This window comes from Collimonas sp. (assembly GCF_035566375.1).
GTDB lineage: Bacteria > Pseudomonadota > Gammaproteobacteria > Burkholderiales > Burkholderiaceae_D > Collimonas.
The window spans coordinates 1-19,334 of record NZ_DATMRK010000024.1 but is presented as its reverse complement, the minus strand read 5'-3'; the positions used below and the strand labels follow the sequence as shown (position 1 = coordinate 19,334).

The following is a 19,334-nucleotide window of genomic DNA, read 5'->3' as shown; positions in this document are numbered from 1 at the left end:
ATCCAACAGTCCAAGGAGAAGGAAAAAGGGCGCCGCCGAAAAACGGCGGCGTGGTGTGGATTTACTTCGGGATTACTTGGATTCGACCAGCGGCGCAACCCGCACATCGCCGCATTGGGCGCGATGCCGCAGGGCATGGTCCATCAGCACCAAAGCCAGCATCGCCTCGGCAATCGGCGTCGCCCGGATGCCGACGCAAGGATCGTGGCGGCCGAAAGTTTCCACCGTGGCTGGATTGCCCTGCTTGTCGATCGACTGGCGCGGCGTGCGGATGCTGGAAGTCGGCTTGATGGCAATCGATACGGTGATGTCCTGGCCGCTCGAAATGCCGCCCAGGATGCCGCCGGCGTTGTTGGTCAGGAAACCGTGGCGGGTGATTTCATCGCCATGCTGCGAGCCCTTTTGCGCCACCGAGGCAAAACCGGCGCCGATTTCCACGCCTTTGACGGCGTTGATACCCATCATGGCGTAGCCGATCTCGGCGTCCAGCTTGTCGTACAAAGGCTCGCCCAGGCCGACCGGCACCTTGGAGGCGACGATATCGATGCGCGCGCCGCAGGAATCGCCATCCTTGCGCAAGGCGTCCATATACGCCTCAAGCTCGGCGATCTGGCTGCTGTTGGCGGCAAAAAACGGATTGTTTGGCACGTGCTCCCAGGATTCGAAAGCGATAGGGATTTCCCCCAACTGGCTCATGCAGCCCTTGAACGTGGTGCCGTATTGTTGCAGCAGCCACTTCTTGGCGATGGCGGCAGCGCCGACGATGGGCGCGGTCAGCCGCGCCGAAGAACGGCCGCCGCCGCGTGGATCGCGGATGCCGTATTTTTGCCAGTAGGTAAAATCAGCGTGGCCGGGGCGGAAGGTATCGACGATATTGCCGTAATCCTTGCTGCGCTGGTCCTGGTTGCGGATCAGCAGCGCAATCGGGGTGCCGGTGGTCTTGCCTTCATAGACGCCGGACAGGATTTCCACCGTGTCCGGCTCCTGCCGTTGGGTCACATGGCGCGAAGTGCCGGGCTTGCGGCGATCCAGGTCGGGCTGGATATCGGCTTCGGACAACTCCAGGCCCGGCGGGCAGCCATCCACTACGCAGCCGATGGCCGGACCGTGGGATTCGCCGAAATTGGTGACGCTAAACAGACTGCCGAAGGTATTGCCGGGCATGATGATGATCCAGGTAAAGAGGCTGAAAAGTGTGATTTTACCAGCGCCACAGCCTTGATAGTAAGTCGACCAGTAAGTCGGGCGCTGCAATCATTGCTTTTTTGCCATTCCGGGATTCAACCCGGCCCGCGACCGGACTCAAACCGGACTCAAGGCAGTTTTGCCAGTTGCACCGTCAGCAAGTCGAAAAAGCCCTGGGTATCACCTTCCGTGATCCAGCGTGCATTCTCCGGACGTTTAGCCGCATGATAATAATCTGCCATGGTTTGGCCGAAAGTCAGCCCTTCCCGGGTATCGACCTCGACGTTGACCATGCGCCCCTTGAACAGCTCCGGCCGCAGCAGATAGCCGATGGTGGTGGCGTCATGCACCGGGCCGCCGGGCAGGCCGTATTGCTTGATGTCATGCTCGACATAGGCGTCGAGGATGTCGGCGGCGATCTTGCCGGCCTGGTTGCCGATCTTGCGCAAGCGCTCTATGCGCTCGGGACTGGTCAGCATCTTGTGCGTCACGTCCAGCGGAATCACGGTGATCGGCAAGCCGCTCTTGAACACGACGTCGCTGGCGTGCGGATCGGCGAACACATTGAATTCCGCCGCCGGCGTGATATTGCCGCCGTTGAAATGCGCGCCGCCCATCATCACGATTTCCTTGACGCCCTGCCTGATCCCGGGATTTTCGATCAGCGCCATAGCCAGGTTGGTTTGCGGCCCCAGCGTCACGATCGTCATGCTTTGCGGTTTTGCCGCCAACAAGGTGTCGATCAGGTATTGCACCGCATCGCCTTTGGCCAGCGCCTGCTTCGGCTCGAATATCTTGACGCCGGTAACGCCTTCAGCGCCATGCACTTCAGCGGCATAAATCGGCGTCCTCAGCATTGGCCGGTCGCAGCCGGCATACACCGGCACATCGGGACGATTGGCCCATTCCCGCACCATGCGCGCGTTGCGCGAGGTGTAGCGCAGCTGGACATTGCCGGCTACCGTGGTCAGCGCTCGCACGTCCAGTTGGTCGCGCGCGGACAGTGCCAGCAGCAAGGCGATCACATCGTCAGCACCGGGATCGGTATCGATAATCAAAGGTGTCGGCAAGGCTGACGCCGCCAGCGCCGAACTCATCGGCATAGCGCTTAACAACAGGCCGCCGGTCAACAGCCGGCTTCCTTGGGTCAGGAAATTACGGCGCGCCATGCTGCCCTCCTCCAGTAGGTTTTTCGTCATTCTTGGTTCTTTCATCAAGCGCCTGTGATTGATTCGTTCAGGCACAGGCGGTGATCGCAGGCGGTCTGCTTTATTGCCAGGCACCGCGCAAAGTCTGTACTTGCTGCTGTAAATATTCCGGCGTCGCCTGAGCCGGCGCTACGGCATCGCCCACCGCCAATTGCAAGGCCGATAGCGGACCGCGTTTAAACGAGCGCTGGAAGGGATTGCCGGCGCTGCGGGTCCACATGCTGCCCCACAAGCCGCTCAAGGCCATCGGGATCACCGGCACCGGCGTCCGTTCGACGATTTTCCTGATGCCGCCGCGGAATTCGTTCATTTCGCCGGTGCTGGTCAATTTACCCTCCGGGAAAATACAGACCAGGTCGCCATCCTCCAAGGCAGCGGCGATTTGCGCAAAGGCGCGCTCCATCAACTCCGGGTTTTCCTTGGCCGGCGCAATCGGAATCGCCTTGGCGGTTTTGAACAACCAGGCCAATACCGGGATTTTGAAAATCCGGTGGTCCATCACAAACCGGATAGGCCGCGGACTGACTGCCATGATCACGATCGCATCGACATAACTGACGTGATTGCAAACCAGCACCGCAGCGCCCTCGTCAGGAATCCGGTCGCGGTTGACGGTATGCACCCGATGGATGGTGTGAATCAGTATCCAGGCCACGAAACGCACCAGGTATTCCGGCACCACCGTGAAAATATACAGCGCAACCAGCGCGTTCAGAATCGCCGTGACCAGGAAAATCTGCGGAATGGTGAAACCGGATTGCAACAGGACCATCGCCACCAGCGCCGCCACCACCATGAACAGCGCATTCATGATATTCATGCCGGCAATCGTGCGCGACAGATGGCGGCGGTCGCAGCGGGTCTGGATCACGGCGAACAAGGGCACGATATATAAACCGCCGAACAGGCCGATCATCACGCAGTCGAACAGGATGCGCCAGCTGCCGTGCTGCTGTACAAAACCGGCCATGTCGACCGCTGCGGTATTGGTATAAGCCAGGCTGGCCAGAAACAGATCGAGGCCGAATATCGAGAGGCCGATCGCGCCAAACGGCACCAGCCCGATTTCCACCTTGTGGCCCGACAAGCGTTCGCACAACAGAGAACCAGCACCGACGCCAAGCGAGAATACCGTCAGCAGCAGCACAAAAACACTATGGTCGCCATGCAGATAATTTTTTGCGTACAGGGGAAACTGCGCCAGCACGATAGCGCCATAAAACCAGAACCAGGAGTTGGCCAGCATGGCCAGAAACACCGGCCGGTTCTTGCGCGAGAAACCCAGGTTGCGTACGGTTTCGGTGATCGGATTCCAGTTGATTTTCAATCCGGGCTCAGCTGCCGGCGTCAGCGGAATGCCACGGCTGAACAGCCAGCCGATAACCGCTATCGCCAGCGTGCCGCCGGCCACCAGCTCGGTGCCCCACGGCTTGTGCACCACCAGCACCGCCCCCAGCACTTCGCCCAGCAGGATGCCGACGAAGGTTCCCATTTCGATAATGCCGTTGCCGCCGACCAGTTCGTCCTGGCGCAACTGCTGCGGCAGATAGGCGTATTTGACCGGCCCGAAGATGGTCGAATGGACGCCCATGCCGACTATGGCCAGGATCAGCAGCCACAGCGTGTGCGTCATCCAGCCAGCGGCGGCGACCGCCATGATGATGATTTCCAGAACCTTGACATAGCGCGCCAGGCGCGATTTCTCGAACTTGTCGGCGAGTTGGCCGGCGGTCGCCGAAAACACCACGAACGGCAAGATGAACAAGCCTGGAATCAGGTTATTCAGCAGACTGACGTTCATGCTGGTCCAGCTCAAGGCTTCGTAGGTCAGGATCGTCAGCAGCGCCGTCTTGAATACATTGTCGTTGAAGGCGCCAAAAAACTGGGTCCAGAAGAAAGGCGCGAAACGTCGCTGGCGCAACAGAGAAAATTGACTGGATTTGGACATGAGTAAGCGAATGGGAAAGTTGCGCGCTATGACAGCAACGACAGAATTACAATTTTAATATTTATAGTTTTAATATTCTTTAAAACTAATACTTATACAAAAAAACCGTTTGCGGCATCTTATGCCACAAACGGTTTTTCACAAAACAGAAACAGTCCTACTCTTCGCTGGTTGACGGCCAGTCGCGGATATAGGCTTTCAGCATCTTGTTTTCAAAACCCTGGGCGTCCAGGACCGCCTTGGCGACGTCATAAAACGACATCACGCCGAGCAAGGTGCGGGCATCCATGATCGGCACATAACGTGCATGGCGCTCCAGCATGATGCGGCGTACTTCGTTGACTTCGGTATCCGGGGTGACGGTAATCGGGCTGTCGTCCATGTGCTTGCGTACCGTGTTGCTGCCGACCGCACCGCCGTTCTGGTGAATCGCATTCATCACTTCGCGGAAAGTCAGCATCCCCACCAGCGTACCAAACTCCATCACCACCAGCGAACCGATATCTTTTTCCGCCATCGTATTGACCGCTTCGATCAACGGCGTTTCCGGCGTCACGGTGTAAAGAATATTGCCTTTGACTTTGAGGATCTCAGAAACTTTCATGGGGCCATCCTGCCTTTGCTTGGGTTATGCTTGCTGGTATCCAGAATGTAGCCTAAGCGGCGCTAAAAATCTACCGCGCAGCGCAGCATGGGTAGAGTGCATTCTCATATTTCAAGAATTAAAGGAGACAGCCAACACCATGAGCACCCCTCACTATCCCGGTTTCGACACCCTGTCGCTGCACGCCGGCAGCGCCCCCGATCCGGCCACCGGCGCCCGCGCCACGCCGATTTACCTGACTTCGGCCTTTGTCTTCAAGGATTCCGACCACGCCGCCTCGCTGTTCAATATGGAACGCGCCGGCCACGTCTATTCACGCATTTCGAATCCCACCAACGCCGTGCTGGAAGAACGTATCGCGGCGCTGGAAGGCGGCGTCGCCGGGATTGCGGTCGCCAGCGGCCAGGCCGCCATGCATCTGGGGCTGGCCACCATCGCCGGCGCCGGTTCCCACATTGTGGCGTCGCGCGCCTTGTACGGCGGTTCGCACAATCTGCTGTCCTACACCATGAAACGCTTCGGCATCGAGACCACCTTTGTCGATCCAAGCGACCTGGACGCCTGGCGCGCAGCGATCCGGCCGAATACCAAAGCGCTGTTCGGTGAAACCCTGGGCAATCCGGGACTGGATGTGCTGGACATCCCGCGCATCGCCGCCCTGGCGCATGAAAACTATCTGCCGCTGATGGTCGACGCCACGTTTACCACGCCCTACTTGCTAAAACCCTTCGAACATGGCGCCGACCTGGTGTTTCACTCCGCCACCAAATTCCTGTGCGGCCACGGCACTGCGGTCGGCGGCTTGCTGGTGGATGGCGGCACTTTCGATTGGCAGCAAGCCTACGACAAAACCGGCCGTTTCAGCGAGTTGTGCGAACCGTACGACGGCTTCCACGGCATGGTGTTTTCCGAGGAATCGACGGTGGCGCCGTTTGCCTTGCGCGCGCGGCGCGAAGGATTGCGCGATTTCGGCGCGGTGATGAGTCCGCACAATGCTTTCGCCATCCTGCAAGGGATAGAGACGCTGGCGCTGCGCATGGAAAAACATGTCGCCAACACCCGCAAGGTGGTCGAGTTCCTGGCGGCGCACGCTGCGGTTGAAGCGGTCGCCTATCCCGAGTTGCCTTCGCATCCCGGCTATGCGCTGAGCAAGACGCTGCTGCCCAAAGGCTGCGGCGCCGTATTTTCTTTCAACCTCAAGGGTGACCGCGCCGCCGGCCGCCGCATGGTGGAATCGCTCAAGATATTTTCTCACCTGGCCAATGTCGGCGACGCCAAATCGCTGGTCATCCACCCCGCCTCGACCACCCATTTCCGCGTCCCCAGCGAACAGTTGGCGGCCTCCGGCATCACCGAGGGCACCTTACGCCTATCGATCGGGCTGGAGAACGTCGAAGATCTGATCGAAGACCTGGCCTACGGCCTCAAGATGTCGCAACGCGCAGAGCGGAAGGAGAAATAGGATGTTATTGAAAACCCAGGTGCGCGGCGTCGAATGTGACACTTATTGCTATACCGGCGGCAAAACCTTCAATGCCGAATTGCCGACCGCGGTATTTATACACGGCGGCCAAAACGATCACTCAGTCTGGATCTTGCAAACCCGCTATTTTGCGCATCACGGTTTCGGTGTGCTGGCGGTGGATTTGCCGGGACACGGGCGCAGCCAGGGTCCGGCCCTGGCCACCATTGAAGAATTATCTGACTGGCTGTCTTGCTTGCTCGACGCCGCCGGCGTCAGCAAGGCCATCCTGATTGGCCACAGCATGGGCTCGCTGATCGCACTGGAGAGCGCCGGCCGGACCGCGAGTTCGGCTGGTTCTGCGGGTTCGACGCGTATCGCCGGCATTGCCCTGGTCGGCACCGCCTATCCGATGAAAGTCGCCGATGCGCTGCTCGACGCCGCCAATAATGCCCAGCAAAGCGCGATCGACATGGTGAATATCTGGTCGCACTCAACCATTTCGCCCAAACCCTCGGCGCCCGGCCCTGGATTTTACGTGCAAGGCGCGAGCCAGCGTCTGATGCAGCGCATTGCGCGGCAGTCGGACGACAAACCAACCGTGTTCTATACCGATTTTTCCGCCTGCAACAGCTACGCAAACGGCGAACAGGCGTCGCAAGCAGTGACTTGCCCCACCTTGTTCCTGCTCGGCCAACGCGACATCATGACACCCGCCAAGGCGGCAGCCGGCCTGATCGCCGCCATCAAACATGCCAAGGTAGTGCAAATCGAAGCCAGCGGCCACGCATTGATGGCGGAGCAACCGGATGCGGTGCTCGATCATCTGTTTGCATTTGCCGCCAAGGCAATCCGCGCGGCGTCATAAGTTGCACCTGCCGCCAGCGAGGACTAAGCTGAAAGAACAGCAACAGCGAGGAGACGTCATGCCTACCGTGCTTGAAAAGAAATACCAGTCGTTTGCCGAGTTCTATCCGGATTATCTGAGCCAGCACAGCAACCGCACTTGCCGCCAGTTGCATTTCGTCGGCTCGACGCTGGCTTTGCTGGCGCTGGTCGCGCTGGTATTGACCGGCTCCCTGTACTGGCTGCCGGTAGCGCTGGTGTGCGGCTACGGCTTTGCCTGGGTCGGCCATTACGTATTCGAGAAAAATCGCCCCGCCACATTTAAACAACCGCTCTATTCGTTCATCGGCGACTGGGTCATGTACTGGCAGATGTTGACCGGCCAGGTTTCTTTTTAATTAAGCAAATGGAAACGGTTCACAGCAATGTGAACCGTTTCTCCCTTAGAATAGCGTTTGCTTTATATTTAGACATCACGACAAGCGGTAATCGGATGCTGAGGCGCTAAGCCGCCAGCTAGAAAACGGGAGATTCATGCAAACCACTGATATTGCGCCAGCGCAACAGGATTCAAAGCAGCCGACAGGCCGGAAATCGACTGCCGCCGCGGTAAAAAACCCATTGTTTTTAATGAACTATTCGCGGCCGGCTTACAAGGATACTGTGAAAATCAGCTATTTCTGGAACTCAAGATTGCCGAGTGGTAGAACTATCAAAGTGCGGATGTTCTAATCCCTGCTCAAAATACGCCGCCAGCGTCTGCTCCAGCCCCTGTTCAATGGCCGCTTCAACCTGCCACGCCAGCGCCGACTCGGTGACCTTGTGCGCCACCAGATTGCAGACGAACAAACGGTAGATGTCGGCCAGTTTCAACACTTCAGGATTGACCAGCAAAATCCAGCCATCGATGCTGACCAGCTTTTTACGCCCCCACTGAGTCCTGGTCGGCATCTCGGTCTGTACGCAACCGACCCAGCCGATTTCCAGCATCTGTTGCAACAAGTTTTCCGATTCGTCGAAACCGAGCCTGGTCGCGCGGCGTATCTGGGCCGCGTCCACCGCGGCTGAATTGCCCTCGGTGCGAGCCTGATACAACACGCCTAATACTGCCATCGCGTCGACAAAAGCGCTGCCCGGGGTCGGCACATGCCACCAACGCTCGTACTTCACCACTGGCAACGCCGCCACCAGCAAGGCGCCAAACAGCGTGATCATCCACAGCATGTAGATCCACAACAAGAAAATCGGCAAGGCCGCCAGGGCGCCGTAGATCATCGTATAGGTCGGGAACTTGATCACATAGGCGGCGAACACCCGCTTGGCGATTTCGAAAGCGATACCCGCCAGCAAGCCGCCCCAGACGGCGTCGCGCCAGTCCACCCGTTGGTTCGGCACCGCCACGTATAGCAGAGTGAAGGCGCCGGTAGTCAACGATATCGATACCAAGGTATAGAACCAGGCGCCAACCCAGCTTATGACCAAGCCATTGGCAGCGGCAGACAGATTGGAAGTGACCGTGATCGAAATGCCGATCAGCAACGGCCCCAGCGTCATGATCGCCCAATACACAAACACCCGCTGGATCCATGGCCGCTGGGTCTTGACGCGCCAGATGCGGTTAAACACATGGTCGACGGTCGACATCGTCAACACCGCAGTGGCAATCAGCGCCACCCCGCCAACCGCCGACAAACGCGCCGATTTGGCGGCAAACTGACTGAGATAATTGAGGATGGTGTCGGCCACCCCCCGGGGCATCAGGGAATGCACGAAATATGCTTCAAGCGAAGTGCGGAAGGTGCTGAACAGCGGGAAAACAGTAAAGATCGCCAGCGCGATGGTCAGCATCGGCACCAGCGCCAGGATGGTGGTGAAGGTCAGGCTGCCAGCCACCTGCGGCAGGCGTTCTTCATCCAGGCGGCGCGCGGCGAAACGAAACAGATCACGCAATTCCGACCAGGACAAGCCGCGTAATCCGGAAAATTTTATTGACTTCATGCTTTACCTAATTTTGCCAGCTGGCGCTACTGCTGAAGTTAGCGATTCAACCCGCATTTTGCTCCATGAGCCCGCGCCAAAGCGCCCTATAATACCAAAATGAACTCATCCAAAATCACCAAAAAAATTGCCGGTAACATGCCGCTTCTGGTTTTGTACTATTCGCGCCATGGCTCGACCCGTAAACTGGCCGAATTGATCGGCCAGGGGATCGACTCGGTCAGCGGTTGCGAAGCACGTTTGCGCACGGTGCCGGCAGTATCCACCGTAGTCGAAGCCAGCGCCCCGGATATCCCGGCGGAAGGCGCGCCCTATGTCGAACTGGCCGATCTGCACGAATGCGCCGGCCTGGCGCTGGGCTCGCCCACCCGCTTCGGCAATATGGCCGCCGCCATGAAATATTTCTGGGACGGCACCAGCACCGAATGGCTGGCCGGCACCCTGGCCGGCAAACCGGCTTGCGTATTCACCTCCACCGGCAGCCTGCACGGTGGCCAGGAATCGACCCTGATGTCGATGATGACACCCTTATTGCACCACGGCATGCTGGTAATGGGCCTACCCTACACGCTGCCAGAATTAATGACAACCGCCAGCGGCGGCACCCCGTACGGCGCCAGCCACTGGTCCGGCATGAACGGCACGCATCCGATTTCCACCGACAGCCGCACCCTGGCGATTGCCCAAGGCCGGCGTCTGGCAGAAACCGCCTTGAAGTTGAATGCCAAACTCAGCACAGCGGGGACATGATGACCACCAAACTGAAACCAGGCAGCACGTCGACCCACCCGCTGCCACACGCCGCACGCCAGCCACGCTTCTTCTATTTCGGCGCCGTCGGCAGCCTGCTAGCCCTGATCGCACTCGGCCTGGCCTGGGAACTGGCACTGGCGCCGCTACGCCCCGGCGGTTCCTGGATGGTATTAAAAGTACTGCCGCTATTATTCCCGCTACGCGGCGTCCTCAAGCGCGACGTCTACACCATGCAATGGGCCTCGATGCTGATCCTGATCTACTTCGCCGAAGGCATAGTCCGCGCCACCAGCGACAGCAACCTGCTGTCAGCCAGACTCGGCTGGCTGGAAGTCGCCCTCAGCACCATCTTTTTCCTATGCACCATCCTTTACCTGCGGCCTTACAAGAAGGCGGCCAAGGAAGTAGCCAAGCAGGCGATCAAGAAGGCGTCGCAATAGTAGGAATTGGTAGTTGAAGTTGCTGTTGCGGTTGCAGTTGACGTGAATTCCGCATTGGGACGTTGCCAAATGTAGCGGGTGTCAGTCGGGAATTGTGGGGAGACATGTCTGAGCGCAGCGAGTTGGTCTCCCCACCCGACTGGCAGCCGCTACATTTGGGGACCTGACCGAAGGGAAGGCAACGGCTTTGCGGTCGCCTTTCTTTGCTTACTTTCTTTGGCGAAGCAAAGAAAGTGAGTAGCCGCCGGGCTACCCCGGCATGTATCTACGGAGTAGTAGACGTTTTAAGTAGCTACGACGGATCGTTCATTGAATGCCACGGCACGTACTCCGTGGCCCGTTAAATGGGGTCAGAGTAATTTTCGCAAAGAACGCGAAAAAAAACTCTGACCCCATTTAACTACCTTTGTTGAAACCGGGACATGAAAAACACTGAATTTCTGGATGCTTGCCGCGGCGCTATTGGCGCTGCCCACGTTCTCACCGACGCAGCCGACACGGCCGCATATCTGACTGACCAACGCCAACGCTACACCGGCCAGGCAATGGCCGTAATCAAACCCGCCGACACCACCGAAGTCGCAGCCATCGTCAAACTCTGCGCCAAATTCCAGATCCCCATCGTCCCCCAAGGCGGCAACACCGGCCTGGTACTAGGCAGCGTCCCAGACCAAAGCGGCCAGGCAATCGTACTCTCCCTCAAACGCCTGAACCGCATCCGCGCCATCGACCCACTCAACCACACCATCACCGTAGAAGCCGGCTGCATCCTGCAACACATCCAGGAAGCCACCGCAGCAGCACAACGCCTGCTACCCCTGTCACTGGCAGCCGAAGGCAGTTGCACCATAGGCGGCAACCTGTCGACCAACGCCGGCGGCACCGCCGTCCTTCGCTACGGCAACACCCGCGAACTCTGCCTGGGTCTGGAAGTAGTCACAGCCCAAGGCGAAATCCTGCACGGACTGCGCGGACTACGCAAAGACAACACCGGCTACGACCTGCGCGACCTGTTCATCGGCGCCGAAGGCACGCTAGGCATCATCACCGCCGCCGTGCTGAAAATATTCCCACAACCAAAAGCCCAGCTGACCGCACTGGCCGCAGTACAAACGCCAGCCGCTGCGCTAGACCTGCTAAGCCTGGCGCAAGAGCGCTGCGGCGCCACCCTGACCGGCTTCGAACTGATGTCAGACCTGTGCCTGCAACTGGTCGCCAAACATTTCCCGCAACTGCAGTTCCCGTTTGACCAGCGCCATCCGCACTATGTATTGCTGGAACTGTCCGACCACGAATCCGCAGAGCACGCCAACAGCTTGCTGGAAGCCGTGATCGGCGCCGCACTCGAACAAGACATCTGCCAGGACGCCGTACTCGCCACTTCCACCGCACAATCGCGCGCCCTGTGGCAACTGCGCGAAAGCATCTCCTCGGCGCAAGCCAAGGAAGGCAAGAACATCAAGCACGACATCTCGCTGCCGATTTCCCGTATCGCCGAATTCATCAGCGTCACCGACACCCTGCTGCAACAACATTTCCCCGGCTGCCGCAATGTCACCTTCGGCCACCTGGGAGACGGCAACCTGCACTACAACGTCTCGCCGCCCACCGGTTCTTGCGCCGAGCAATTCATAGAAAAGCAGGCCGACATCAATCGCCTGGTGCACGACAGCGTCGACCGCATGCACGGCTCGATCTCGGCCGAACACGGGCTGGGCGCGCTCAAGCGCGAGGAAATCCTGCGCTACAAATCACCGGTGGAAATTGCGCTGATGAAAACCATCAAACAGGCGCTCGATCCTTTGAACCTGATGAATCCAGGCAAAGTGATTTAAGCCGCCGGATAAGGTCCAGGTTCTATTCGATCAGCGAACAATACCAAGCACCTGCCACACGGCAAAGCCGAGCAGGAACAGCCCCGCGACCCGATTAATCATGCGCATGATGCGCTGATCGATCTTGTGGCGCACGAACGCAACTCCTAGCGCCAGCAGCAGCCACCAAAGTGCCGAACCGGACAATATGCCCAACAGCATGACAGCGGCAGCGCCGGGCGCGCTAGCCGCCGCGCCGCCGATGGAAGCGAATACCGCGACGAAAGAAAGAATGGTCATCGGATTGGTCAATGTCAACCCGAACACTGTCACGAAGGCGCGGCCGGGCGGCAAAATCACCGCTGCCGCCGGCGCATTGCCGGCCGGGCTGGAACGCAGCATTTGCAGCCCCATCCAGCTGAGAAACAAGGCGCCGCAAATGGCTAGCGGCGTCGCCAGCATCACAAACATTCGGCTAACCGCGACTAGTCCGAAAGCGCCGATGGCGCCATACACGCCGTCGGCCGCCGCCGCCCCGAGACCGCTCACAAACCCGATACGCGCTCCGTGCGCCAGTGTGCGCTGGATGCATAACATGCCGATCGGCCCAACCGGCGCGGCAATCGACAGACCGATCAGAATTGCTTTTAAAAATAACATCTTGTCCATTTTTATCCCGCGCATTTATCCGCGCATCTATGCATCTTCTATGCCATTGGTGATTGCTTCAACCTGAGAGGTATTATGCCGAGACGTGGCAAACGCTTGAATGGGAAAAATCAGGTAAAACTGCTAAATTCCATTTACTATTTTTGAAATTTCCTGTTTCACCTAATCCTGATGAATATAGATGCCAAAGCCTGCAAGATTCTTGCCGCGATCCAGCGCGACGGCCGTATTTCCTTGAAAGCCCTGGCTGACGAATGCGGCTTGTCGCTGCCGGCCACCTCGGAACGCCTCAAACGGCTCGAAGAATCCGGGGTCGTCACCGGCTACCGCGCTGAATTGAATGCGCAGGCGGTAGGTTACGGTGTCATGGCTATCATCGGCATGACCACGGTGCAAACCTACAAAGCCAAACTCATTACGCTGCTGCAATCCATGCCGGAAGTTCTTGAATGCTTGCACGTCACCGGCCAGGATTCGTTTCTGCTGCGGGTACGAACCACCGACATCAGCCACCTCGAACGCCTGGTTGCCAGCATTAACCATCTCGGTGAAACGCGCACCTCCATCGTCATGTCCGAACCGATTCCATTGCGGCCGATTTCACTGCCGGCGCAGGAATAAGCCGGCTTCCCAAGCCACCAATATTGCCGCCTTACAATCTGTTACACCGGCCTTGTAAGCGCATGCCGCCAACCAAGCGTTAATCCGCCAGGTGTTAATCCGATTAATCAGCGGTGTAAGCAAACCAATTGCATAAGGCGGAACATGTCAACCAGACCTCGTTTACTATCGATCGCGTTGCTGCTCACTTGCGTGGCTGCGCTCGACGCCAATGCGCAAACCGAGCAAGCACCGCTGAACGATGCCGAAAAAGCGCTGCATGTCCTCAACCGGCTAGCCTATGGCCCGCGTCCCGGCGACGTCGATGCGGTCAGGCACATTGGCGTCAAGCGCTATATAGAACAGCAATTGAATCCCGACAGCCTGCCAATGCCGCCCGAGCTGACAGACAAGCTATCCGCCTTATCGACTTATCAACTGACATCGACCCAGCTCTACCAGCAATACGGCCCGCCCTCCTTCCCCCCTAATACCGCCACCCCCGAAGAAAAGAACATGGCGCGCCAACGCGCCAACAAGGACATCACGCCGCAGGTGCATGCTGCGCGGCTATGGCTAGCCACCGAAAGCCCGCGCCAATTGCAGGAAGTAATGACCGAATTCTGGTTCAACCATTTCAACGTCTTCGAAGGCAAGGAATGGGTGCGCTACTGGGACGGCGAATATGAAAAGGACGTGCTGCGGCCCAACGCGCTCGGCAACTTCCGCCAGTTGCTGGGCGCGGTCGCCCATCATCCGGCGATGCTGTACTACCTCGATAACTGGCTCAGCAGCGGCGTCAACACACCGGAAGCCAAGGGCCGCTTCAAAGGGCTCAACGAAAACTACGGCCGTGAATTGCTGGAGCTGCATACCATGGGCGTCGACAGCGGCTACACCCAGGCCGATGTGATTTCCCTGGCGCGCATCCTGAGCGGCTGGACCATCGATGAAAAAGGTATGAAAGACGGCGCTCAGCAGCCATTCATTTTCAACCCGCGCCGCCACGATGCCGGCGACAAGCTATTCCTCGGCCAGACCATCAAGGGCAGCGGCTACCAGGAAGGCGAACAAGCGCTTGATATCCTGGCGCGCCATCCGGCCACCGCACACTTCATTGCCGCCAAACTGGTCCAGTATTTCGTTTCCGACCAACCCCAACCGGCCCTGAGCGAGAAACTGGCGCGCCGCTTCATGAGCAGCAATGGCGATATCAAGGCGGTCCTGCATACGCTGTTCGACAGTCCTGAATTCTGGGCTCGCAGCAATTACCAGACCAAGTTCAAGACGCCGTATCAATACGTCGTCTCCTCGCTGCGCGCGACTGCGACGCCGGTGCTCAATGTCAAACCGATCGACGGCGTCCTGAATCAGCTCGGGCAACCGCTATATGGCTGGCTGACACCGGAAGGTTATAAATTTTCCGAAGAAGCCTGGCTCAATCCGGACGCCCTGCTGCGCCGCATCAATTTCGTCAACGGCCTGAGCAACGGCAAATCGCCGATAGCGCGCGCTGAAACGCCGCCGCCGGCGCCAGGATCAGCGCCAGCCACTCCCTTACCTAATAGCGCCGCCACCGTCGCAGTCGATCCGCAACAATTGATACAAACCCTGACCCCGACGCTGGCGCCGCACAGCCTCAGCACCGTCAGCGCCGCACCCGCCAATCTGCAGGTCGGCCTGATACTCGGCGGCCCGGATTTCATGAAGAGATAGTTTAGGAGCCATGCCATGAACCGTCGTGATTTCATCCGCCATCTGGGCCTGAGCACCACTGGCGCGATCCTGATTCCGGTCGGCTTGTCCGGCTGCGTGGTAGCTCCTGCCAGCAAGCCGCAGGCAAAAGCCAAAGCTGCTCCGATCGCCGCGGCCGTCGTCAGCGACAGCCCGTTATCGTATGGCAGCCCGCTGCAGCGGGCCCATGCCGCAGGCGACGGCACACCGCGCATGATCGTGGTGTTTCTGCGCGGCGCGGTGGATGGCTTGAACGTGGTGGTGCCGCATGGCGATCACAATTATTACAAGGCGCGGCCGGGAATTGCCGTATCCCGCCCCGGCACCCAGAACGGCGCGATCGACCTGACCGGCTACTTCGGCCTGCATCCGGCGTTGCAAGCATTGCAACCGTATTGGGATGGCGGCCAGCTGGCCTTTATCCACGCCTCCGGATCGCCCGACATGTCGCGCTCGCATTTCGAAGCGCAGGACTACATGGAAACCGGCACCCCGGGTCAGCACAACACACGTGACGGCTGGATGAACCGGATGCTAAGCGTCATGGCGCCATCCTCATCGCCGATGCAAGCCCTGACCCTGGGCGAATCGGTGCCGCGCATCCTGACCGGCAGAGCGGTGGTCGCCAACATGCCGACCGGCCGCGACGCCACCCGGCCGACCCTGATCGACCGCCCCGAAGTCAACCAGACTTACGCTGCGCTGTATGCACAAGATGCGGCCCTCGGCAAAAGCTATCGCGACGGCATTTCGGCGCGCAAGGAATTGATGGCCGACGCCAGCAGCAGCGAGCAAAAGGCGGCCAACAACGGCGCGCCTCTGCCGAACGGCTTATCGATCGATACCTCTCGCCTGGGCCGTCTGATGCGCAGCAACCCTGACATCCGGCTCGGCTTCATCGCGGTCGGCGGCTGGGATACCCATACCAACCAGGGCAACGGCAACGGCCAGCTGGCCAACCGCCTGCGACCGCTGGCCGACGGCCTGACCACCCTGGCGCGCGAACTGGGGCCGGCCTTTAACGATACGGTGATTGTGGTCATGTCGGAATTCGGCCGCACCTTCCGCGAAAACGGCAACGGCGGCACTGACCACGGCCACGGCAACGCCATGTGGCTGTTAGGCGGCAATGTGCGCGGCCGCAGCATCTACGGCCAATGGCCGGGCATCGATGACAATGCCCTCAACGAAGGGCGCGACCTGGCGATCACTACCGATTTCCGCGCGGTGTTGGCGACACTGGCCGAAAAACATATGCGGATCGGCGATCCGGCCATGCAGAAACTGTTTCCGCAATATGGCGCGGGCAATGCGCACGCCTTGAATTTTCTGGTGTAGTTTGGTGTAGTTGTAACTGCAGGCGTCAGCGCACCAGCCCCTTGATCTCCGCCAGCTGGCGCCGCGAAATCGGCAGCCGGTGATCGATATCGCGCAAGATGACTTGCCAGATTTCCTGCGGTTTTTCGCCATCGCCGTCGCTAGCCGGCACTTGCATCACGCGTTCGACGCCGCTGATGGCGTGGCGCGCCACCAGCGCATTGCGATGCACCCGCACAAAGTACGCCGCCAGCTCTTCCTCAATCGAGACCAGCGAATCCTCGATCAGGTATTCCTTGGTCTTGGTGCGCAGCGTGACGTATTTCAGTTCCGCCTTCAGATACAGCACTTCGTTCATCGGCACCAGCGACATGCGACCACGCTCCTGCACCGCGAAATGCTGGCGCGGCAAGCCTGTCGCCGCAGCTGGCGCCGCTGCGGCTGGCGACGCCGCTTGCGCAAGTTGCCGCACGCGGCTGGCGCGGGCGATGGCTTGCGCCAGCCGCGTGGCGCGCACCGGCTTGACCAGGTAATCGAAAGCCTGGACGTCGAATGCGTTCAAAGCATAGTCGTCATAGGCGGTCACGAAAATGATCAGCGGCGGCTCGGTCGAACCTACACCTGCATTGTTCAACAGTTGCTCAGCCAGTTGCAAACCGCTCATGCCAGGCATTTGCACATCCAGCAAAACCAGGTCCGGCGCGGTAGCCGCGATACCTTCCAGCGCCGCCTGCGCATGGCCGGCTTCGCCCACCAGGTAATGCGGGCACTCGGCCACGATATCGGACAGCAGCGTGCTCAGTCTGGCGCGTGCCGGCGCTTCATCATCGACGATATAGATACGGGGGATCATGGAAATAAGTTGTTGTTGTTAGTTTTTTATCTGCTGCTCTTTATCTGCTGCTCTGCGGCTTGGCCAGGGCCGCTTTGACATACGGAAAAACGGCGCGCACTTCAAACTGGCCGAGCCTGGTGGTGGTGGTCAGTTGGGCTTCGACATCGTACAGCAGCGCCAGCCGCTCGCGAATATTCTCCAGCGCCATCTGGTTCCCTTCCGGCAGCGCGGCCACGCCCTTGCCACTATACGGATTGTAAGGATTGGTGATGACGATTTCAATCCGCTCCAGCGAATGGCTGAGCTGAATCCGGATCAAAGCCGGCTCGGTGCTGGGTTCGACGCCATAGTGCACGGCGTTTTCTATCAGCGGCTGCAGCAGCAGGGTTGGAATCTGCGCCCGGAAAATCACCTCGTCGCTAATCCCGGCGCGCTCCCATTGCACTTTCAAACGCTCGCCCAGACGTATTTTTTCTATCGACAGATATTGCCGGCACAAACGGATTTCCTTTTCCAGCGTGGTCATGGCGCGGCCATCGCGCATCAGGACCCGGATCAGGTCCGCCAGATCCTCCAGCGCCGCCTCGGCCCGGCGCGGCTCGGTGCGGATCAGCGACAGCACGGCGTTCAGGCTGTTAAACAGGAAGTGCGGCCGGATCCGCGCCTGCAAGGCTTGCAGCCTGGCTTCCACCAGCACCGGCGAAAAAGCCCTGGCGCGCAATTCGAAATAGTGTTGCAGCGCGCTGCCGAACAGCGCCGCCACCAAGGCCGCAAGCGAGGCGCCGCCAACTGCGCTCAGATGAGAAAAGCCGTTGAGAAACCAGTCGAAGCCGGACAACAACTGGATGACCGCAATCGTCACCAGCGCAGGCACCAACGCACAAAGCACACGCTGAACAAAAAACGACAGCAGGCGGGCATACCGATGCAGGCCGCACAAGATTGCCAGAGACAGGAAACAAGCAGGTTCGATCAGCATGGCCGACTCGACAAAACCGTTGACGGCCGCCATCAAACTGTCGCTGCGTAGAAAAATCGCCGCCAACACTGCCAGATTCACCGCAATCAGGGTCCGGAACACCACGCCCAGGTTGCAGCCGTCGGGAATCACAACCGCACTGGGCTGCTGCACCAGGGCGCTGTCGGTGATCTGATCGGATGGAGTGGGAGTTGGCATCAGTTGGCGTAATTACAATTAAGAGTGGTAACAGTGGATCAGGGTGGGTTTCAAGAGGCGGTGATTTATAATCGCATAATTCATTGCTCTCCCCAAAGCCCAATTATGACAGCACAACTCTCCAAAAAAGGCGAAGCCTGGTCGGCTCGTTTTTCCGAACCGGTCTCCGATCTGGTCAAACGCTACACCGCTTCGGTATTTTTCGACAAACGCCTGGCCGCCGTCGATATCCAAGGCTCGCTGGCGCATGCCGAGATGCTGGCGTATCAAAAAATCATCAGCGCCGACGACTATGCAGCGATCCAGAAAGGCATGAGCCAGATCCAAAGCGAAATCGCCGGCGGCAAGTTCGAATGGCTGCTGGATCTGGAAGACGTTCACCTGAATATTGAAAAGCGCCTGACCGAGCTGGTCGGCGACGCCGGCAAACGGCTGCATACCGGCCGTTCCCGCAACGACCAGGTCGCCACCGATATCCGCCTCTACCTGCGCGGCGCCATCGACGACATCAGCGGCTTGCTACGCGAGCTGCGCCTGGCCCTGCTGGATCTGGCCGAACAGCACGCCGACACCATCCTGCCCGGCTTCACCCACATGCAGGTGGCGCAGCCGATCACCTTCGGCCATCACGTACTCGCCTATGTCGAAATGTTCGGCCGCGACGCCGAACGCATGCAGGATTGCCGCAAGCGCGTCAACCGCCTGCCGCTGGGCGCCGCCGCCCTGGCCGGCACCACTTTCCCG

General features: G+C 59.1%; 18 protein-coding genes. 10 read left to right on the top strand and 8 right to left on the bottom strand.

Features of this window, described 5'->3' with window-relative positions; all coding sequences use genetic code 11:
• Positions 1-72 precede the first annotated feature (72 nt).
• The 4 genes from aroC to VNZ60_RS06760 form a co-directional block, all read right to left on the bottom strand.
• On the bottom strand, positions 73-1,164 hold the full coding sequence (aroC, locus tag VNZ60_RS06775) for a chorismate synthase (RefSeq protein WP_325657664.1): 1,092 nt from the start codon (positions 1,162-1,164) through the stop codon (positions 73-75).
• 149 nt (positions 1,165-1,313) lie between these two features.
• Positions 1,314-2,384, bottom strand: a complete 1,071-nt coding sequence (locus VNZ60_RS06770; protein ID WP_325657663.1) for a nucleoside hydrolase — start codon at positions 2,382-2,384, stop codon at positions 1,314-1,316.
• A gap of 70 nt (positions 2,385-2,454) precedes the next feature.
• On the bottom strand, positions 2,455-4,341 hold the full coding sequence (locus tag VNZ60_RS06765; protein WP_325657662.1) for an MFS transporter: 1,887 nt from the start codon (positions 4,339-4,341) through the stop codon (positions 2,455-2,457).
• 157 nt (positions 4,342-4,498) lie between these two features.
• On the bottom strand, positions 4,499-4,945 hold the full coding sequence (locus VNZ60_RS06760) for a CBS domain-containing protein (protein WP_211468187.1): 447 nt from the start codon (positions 4,943-4,945) through the stop codon (positions 4,499-4,501).
• Positions 4,946-5,084: 139 nt separating this feature from the next.
• Between VNZ60_RS06760 and VNZ60_RS06755 the strand changes: the two genes are divergently transcribed.
• From VNZ60_RS06755 to VNZ60_RS06745, 3 genes are read left to right on the top strand one after another with little or no spacing between them, the layout of a single operon-like run.
• Positions 5,085-6,407, top strand: coding sequence for an O-acetylhomoserine aminocarboxypropyltransferase (locus tag VNZ60_RS06755; RefSeq protein ID WP_325657661.1), 1,323 nt, complete (start codon positions 5,085-5,087; stop codon positions 6,405-6,407).
• A gap of 1 nt (position 6,408) precedes the next feature.
• Positions 6,409-7,275, top strand: a complete 867-nt coding sequence (locus VNZ60_RS06750) for an alpha/beta fold hydrolase (RefSeq protein ID WP_325657660.1) — start codon at positions 6,409-6,411, stop codon at positions 7,273-7,275.
• 58 nt (positions 7,276-7,333) lie between these two features.
• Entirely contained in the window at positions 7,334-7,651 is a 318-nt protein-coding gene (locus VNZ60_RS06745) for an Mpo1-like protein (protein ID WP_325657659.1), read from the top strand.
• Between the two features lie 289 nt (positions 7,652-7,940).
• Here the strand turns inward: VNZ60_RS06745 and VNZ60_RS06740 are convergent, their stop codons facing one another.
• Positions 7,941-9,251: a YihY family inner membrane protein gene (locus tag VNZ60_RS06740; RefSeq protein ID WP_325657658.1), complete on the bottom strand. Its 1,311-nt coding sequence runs from the start codon at positions 9,249-9,251 to the stop codon at positions 7,941-7,943.
• A gap of 99 nt (positions 9,252-9,350) precedes the next feature.
• On the opposite strand from VNZ60_RS06740, the gene wrbA reads away from it, so the two are divergent.
• The 3 genes from wrbA (at position 9,351) to VNZ60_RS06725 (ending at position 12,279) form a co-directional block, all read left to right on the top strand.
• Positions 9,351-10,001 (top strand): NAD(P)H:quinone oxidoreductase, encoded by a 651-nt coding sequence (gene wrbA, locus VNZ60_RS06735; RefSeq protein ID WP_325657657.1) that lies wholly within the window; start codon positions 9,351-9,353, stop codon positions 9,999-10,001.
• A complete protein-coding gene (locus VNZ60_RS06730; RefSeq protein WP_325657656.1) occupies positions 9,998-10,444 on the top strand; it encodes a DUF2069 domain-containing protein in 447 nt (148 codons plus the stop codon). The genes wrbA and VNZ60_RS06730 overlap by 4 nt, the downstream gene beginning before the upstream one ends.
• 422 nt (positions 10,445-10,866) lie before the next feature.
• Positions 10,867-12,279: an FAD-binding oxidoreductase gene (locus tag VNZ60_RS06725; RefSeq protein ID WP_325657655.1), complete on the top strand. Its 1,413-nt coding sequence runs from the start codon at positions 10,867-10,869 to the stop codon at positions 12,277-12,279.
• Positions 12,280-12,309: 30 nt separating this feature from the next.
• Here VNZ60_RS06725 and VNZ60_RS06720 read toward each other — a convergent pair whose 3' ends face one another.
• Positions 12,310-12,927, bottom strand: a complete 618-nt coding sequence (locus VNZ60_RS06720) for a LysE family translocator (RefSeq protein WP_325657654.1) — start codon at positions 12,925-12,927, stop codon at positions 12,310-12,312.
• Between the two features lie 171 nt (positions 12,928-13,098).
• Here VNZ60_RS06720 and VNZ60_RS06715 point away from each other — a divergent pair, with 171 nt between their 5' ends.
• From VNZ60_RS06715 to VNZ60_RS06705, 3 genes are all read left to right on the top strand, one after another.
• On the top strand, positions 13,099-13,548 hold the full coding sequence (locus VNZ60_RS06715) for an Lrp/AsnC family transcriptional regulator (RefSeq protein WP_325657653.1): 450 nt from the start codon (positions 13,099-13,101) through the stop codon (positions 13,546-13,548).
• Between the two features lie 144 nt (positions 13,549-13,692).
• Positions 13,693-15,243, top strand: coding sequence for a DUF1800 domain-containing protein (locus VNZ60_RS06710; RefSeq protein WP_325657652.1), 1,551 nt, complete (start codon positions 13,693-13,695; stop codon positions 15,241-15,243).
• Positions 15,244-15,258: 15 nt separating this feature from the next.
• Complete coding sequence (locus tag VNZ60_RS06705) at positions 15,259-16,599, top strand: DUF1501 domain-containing protein (RefSeq protein ID WP_325657651.1); 1,341 nt, start codon at positions 15,259-15,261, stop codon at positions 16,597-16,599.
• 25 nt (positions 16,600-16,624) lie between these two features.
• Here VNZ60_RS06705 and VNZ60_RS06700 read toward each other — a convergent pair whose 3' ends face one another.
• Positions 16,625-17,431 (bottom strand): LytR/AlgR family response regulator transcription factor, encoded by an 807-nt coding sequence (locus VNZ60_RS06700; protein ID WP_325657650.1) that lies wholly within the window; start codon positions 17,429-17,431, stop codon positions 16,625-16,627.
• Positions 17,432-17,471: 40 nt separating this feature from the next.
• Complete coding sequence (locus VNZ60_RS06695) at positions 17,472-18,590, bottom strand: sensor histidine kinase (protein ID WP_325657649.1); 1,119 nt, start codon at positions 18,588-18,590, stop codon at positions 17,472-17,474.
• Positions 18,591-18,695: 105 nt separating this feature from the next.
• Here VNZ60_RS06695 and VNZ60_RS06690 point away from each other — a divergent pair.
• Positions 18,696-19,334, top strand: a 639-nt coding sequence (locus VNZ60_RS06690) for a lyase family protein (RefSeq protein WP_325657648.1), incomplete at its 3' end; no start/stop codon positions are given.

Excerpts from the sequence above, each read along its gene's own strand:
- VNZ60_RS06755 (WP_325657661.1), top strand. The coding sequence starts at position 5,085 with ATGAGCACCCCTCACTATCCCGGTTTCGACACCCTGTCGCTGCACGCC.
- VNZ60_RS06695 (WP_325657649.1), bottom strand. The coding sequence starts at position 18,590 with ATGCCAACTCCCACTCCATCCGATCAGATCACCGACAGCGCCCTGGTG.
- aroC (WP_325657664.1), bottom strand. The coding sequence starts at position 1,164 with ATGCCCGGCAATACCTTCGGCAGTCTGTTTAGCGTCACCAATTTCGGC.
- VNZ60_RS06740 (WP_325657658.1), bottom strand. The coding sequence starts at position 9,251 with ATGAAGTCAATAAAATTTTCCGGATTACGCGGCTTGTCCTGGTCGGAA.
- VNZ60_RS06765 (WP_325657662.1), bottom strand. The coding sequence starts at position 4,341 with ATGTCCAAATCCAGTCAATTTTCTCTGTTGCGCCAGCGACGTTTCGCG.
- VNZ60_RS06720 (WP_325657654.1), bottom strand. The coding sequence starts at position 12,927 with ATGGACAAGATGTTATTTTTAAAAGCAATTCTGATCGGTCTGTCGATT.
- VNZ60_RS06750 (WP_325657660.1), top strand. The coding sequence starts at position 6,409 with ATGTTATTGAAAACCCAGGTGCGCGGCGTCGAATGTGACACTTATTGC.
- VNZ60_RS06770 (WP_325657663.1), bottom strand. The coding sequence starts at position 2,384 with ATGACGAAAAACCTACTGGAGGAGGGCAGCATGGCGCGCCGTAATTTC.
- VNZ60_RS06710 (WP_325657652.1), top strand. The coding sequence starts at position 13,693 with ATGTCAACCAGACCTCGTTTACTATCGATCGCGTTGCTGCTCACTTGC.
- VNZ60_RS06715 (WP_325657653.1), top strand. The coding sequence starts at position 13,099 with ATGAATATAGATGCCAAAGCCTGCAAGATTCTTGCCGCGATCCAGCGC.
- VNZ60_RS06705 (WP_325657651.1), top strand. The coding sequence starts at position 15,259 with ATGAACCGTCGTGATTTCATCCGCCATCTGGGCCTGAGCACCACTGGC.
- VNZ60_RS06745 (WP_325657659.1), top strand. The coding sequence starts at position 7,334 with ATGCCTACCGTGCTTGAAAAGAAATACCAGTCGTTTGCCGAGTTCTAT.
- wrbA (WP_325657657.1), top strand. The coding sequence starts at position 9,351 with ATGAACTCATCCAAAATCACCAAAAAAATTGCCGGTAACATGCCGCTT.
- VNZ60_RS06760 (WP_211468187.1), bottom strand. The coding sequence starts at position 4,945 with ATGAAAGTTTCTGAGATCCTCAAAGTCAAAGGCAATATTCTTTACACC.
- VNZ60_RS06725 (WP_325657655.1), top strand. The coding sequence starts at position 10,867 with ATGAAAAACACTGAATTTCTGGATGCTTGCCGCGGCGCTATTGGCGCT.
- VNZ60_RS06730 (WP_325657656.1), top strand. The coding sequence starts at position 9,998 with ATGATGACCACCAAACTGAAACCAGGCAGCACGTCGACCCACCCGCTG.
- VNZ60_RS06700 (WP_325657650.1), bottom strand. The coding sequence starts at position 17,431 with ATGATCCCCCGTATCTATATCGTCGATGATGAAGCGCCGGCACGCGCC.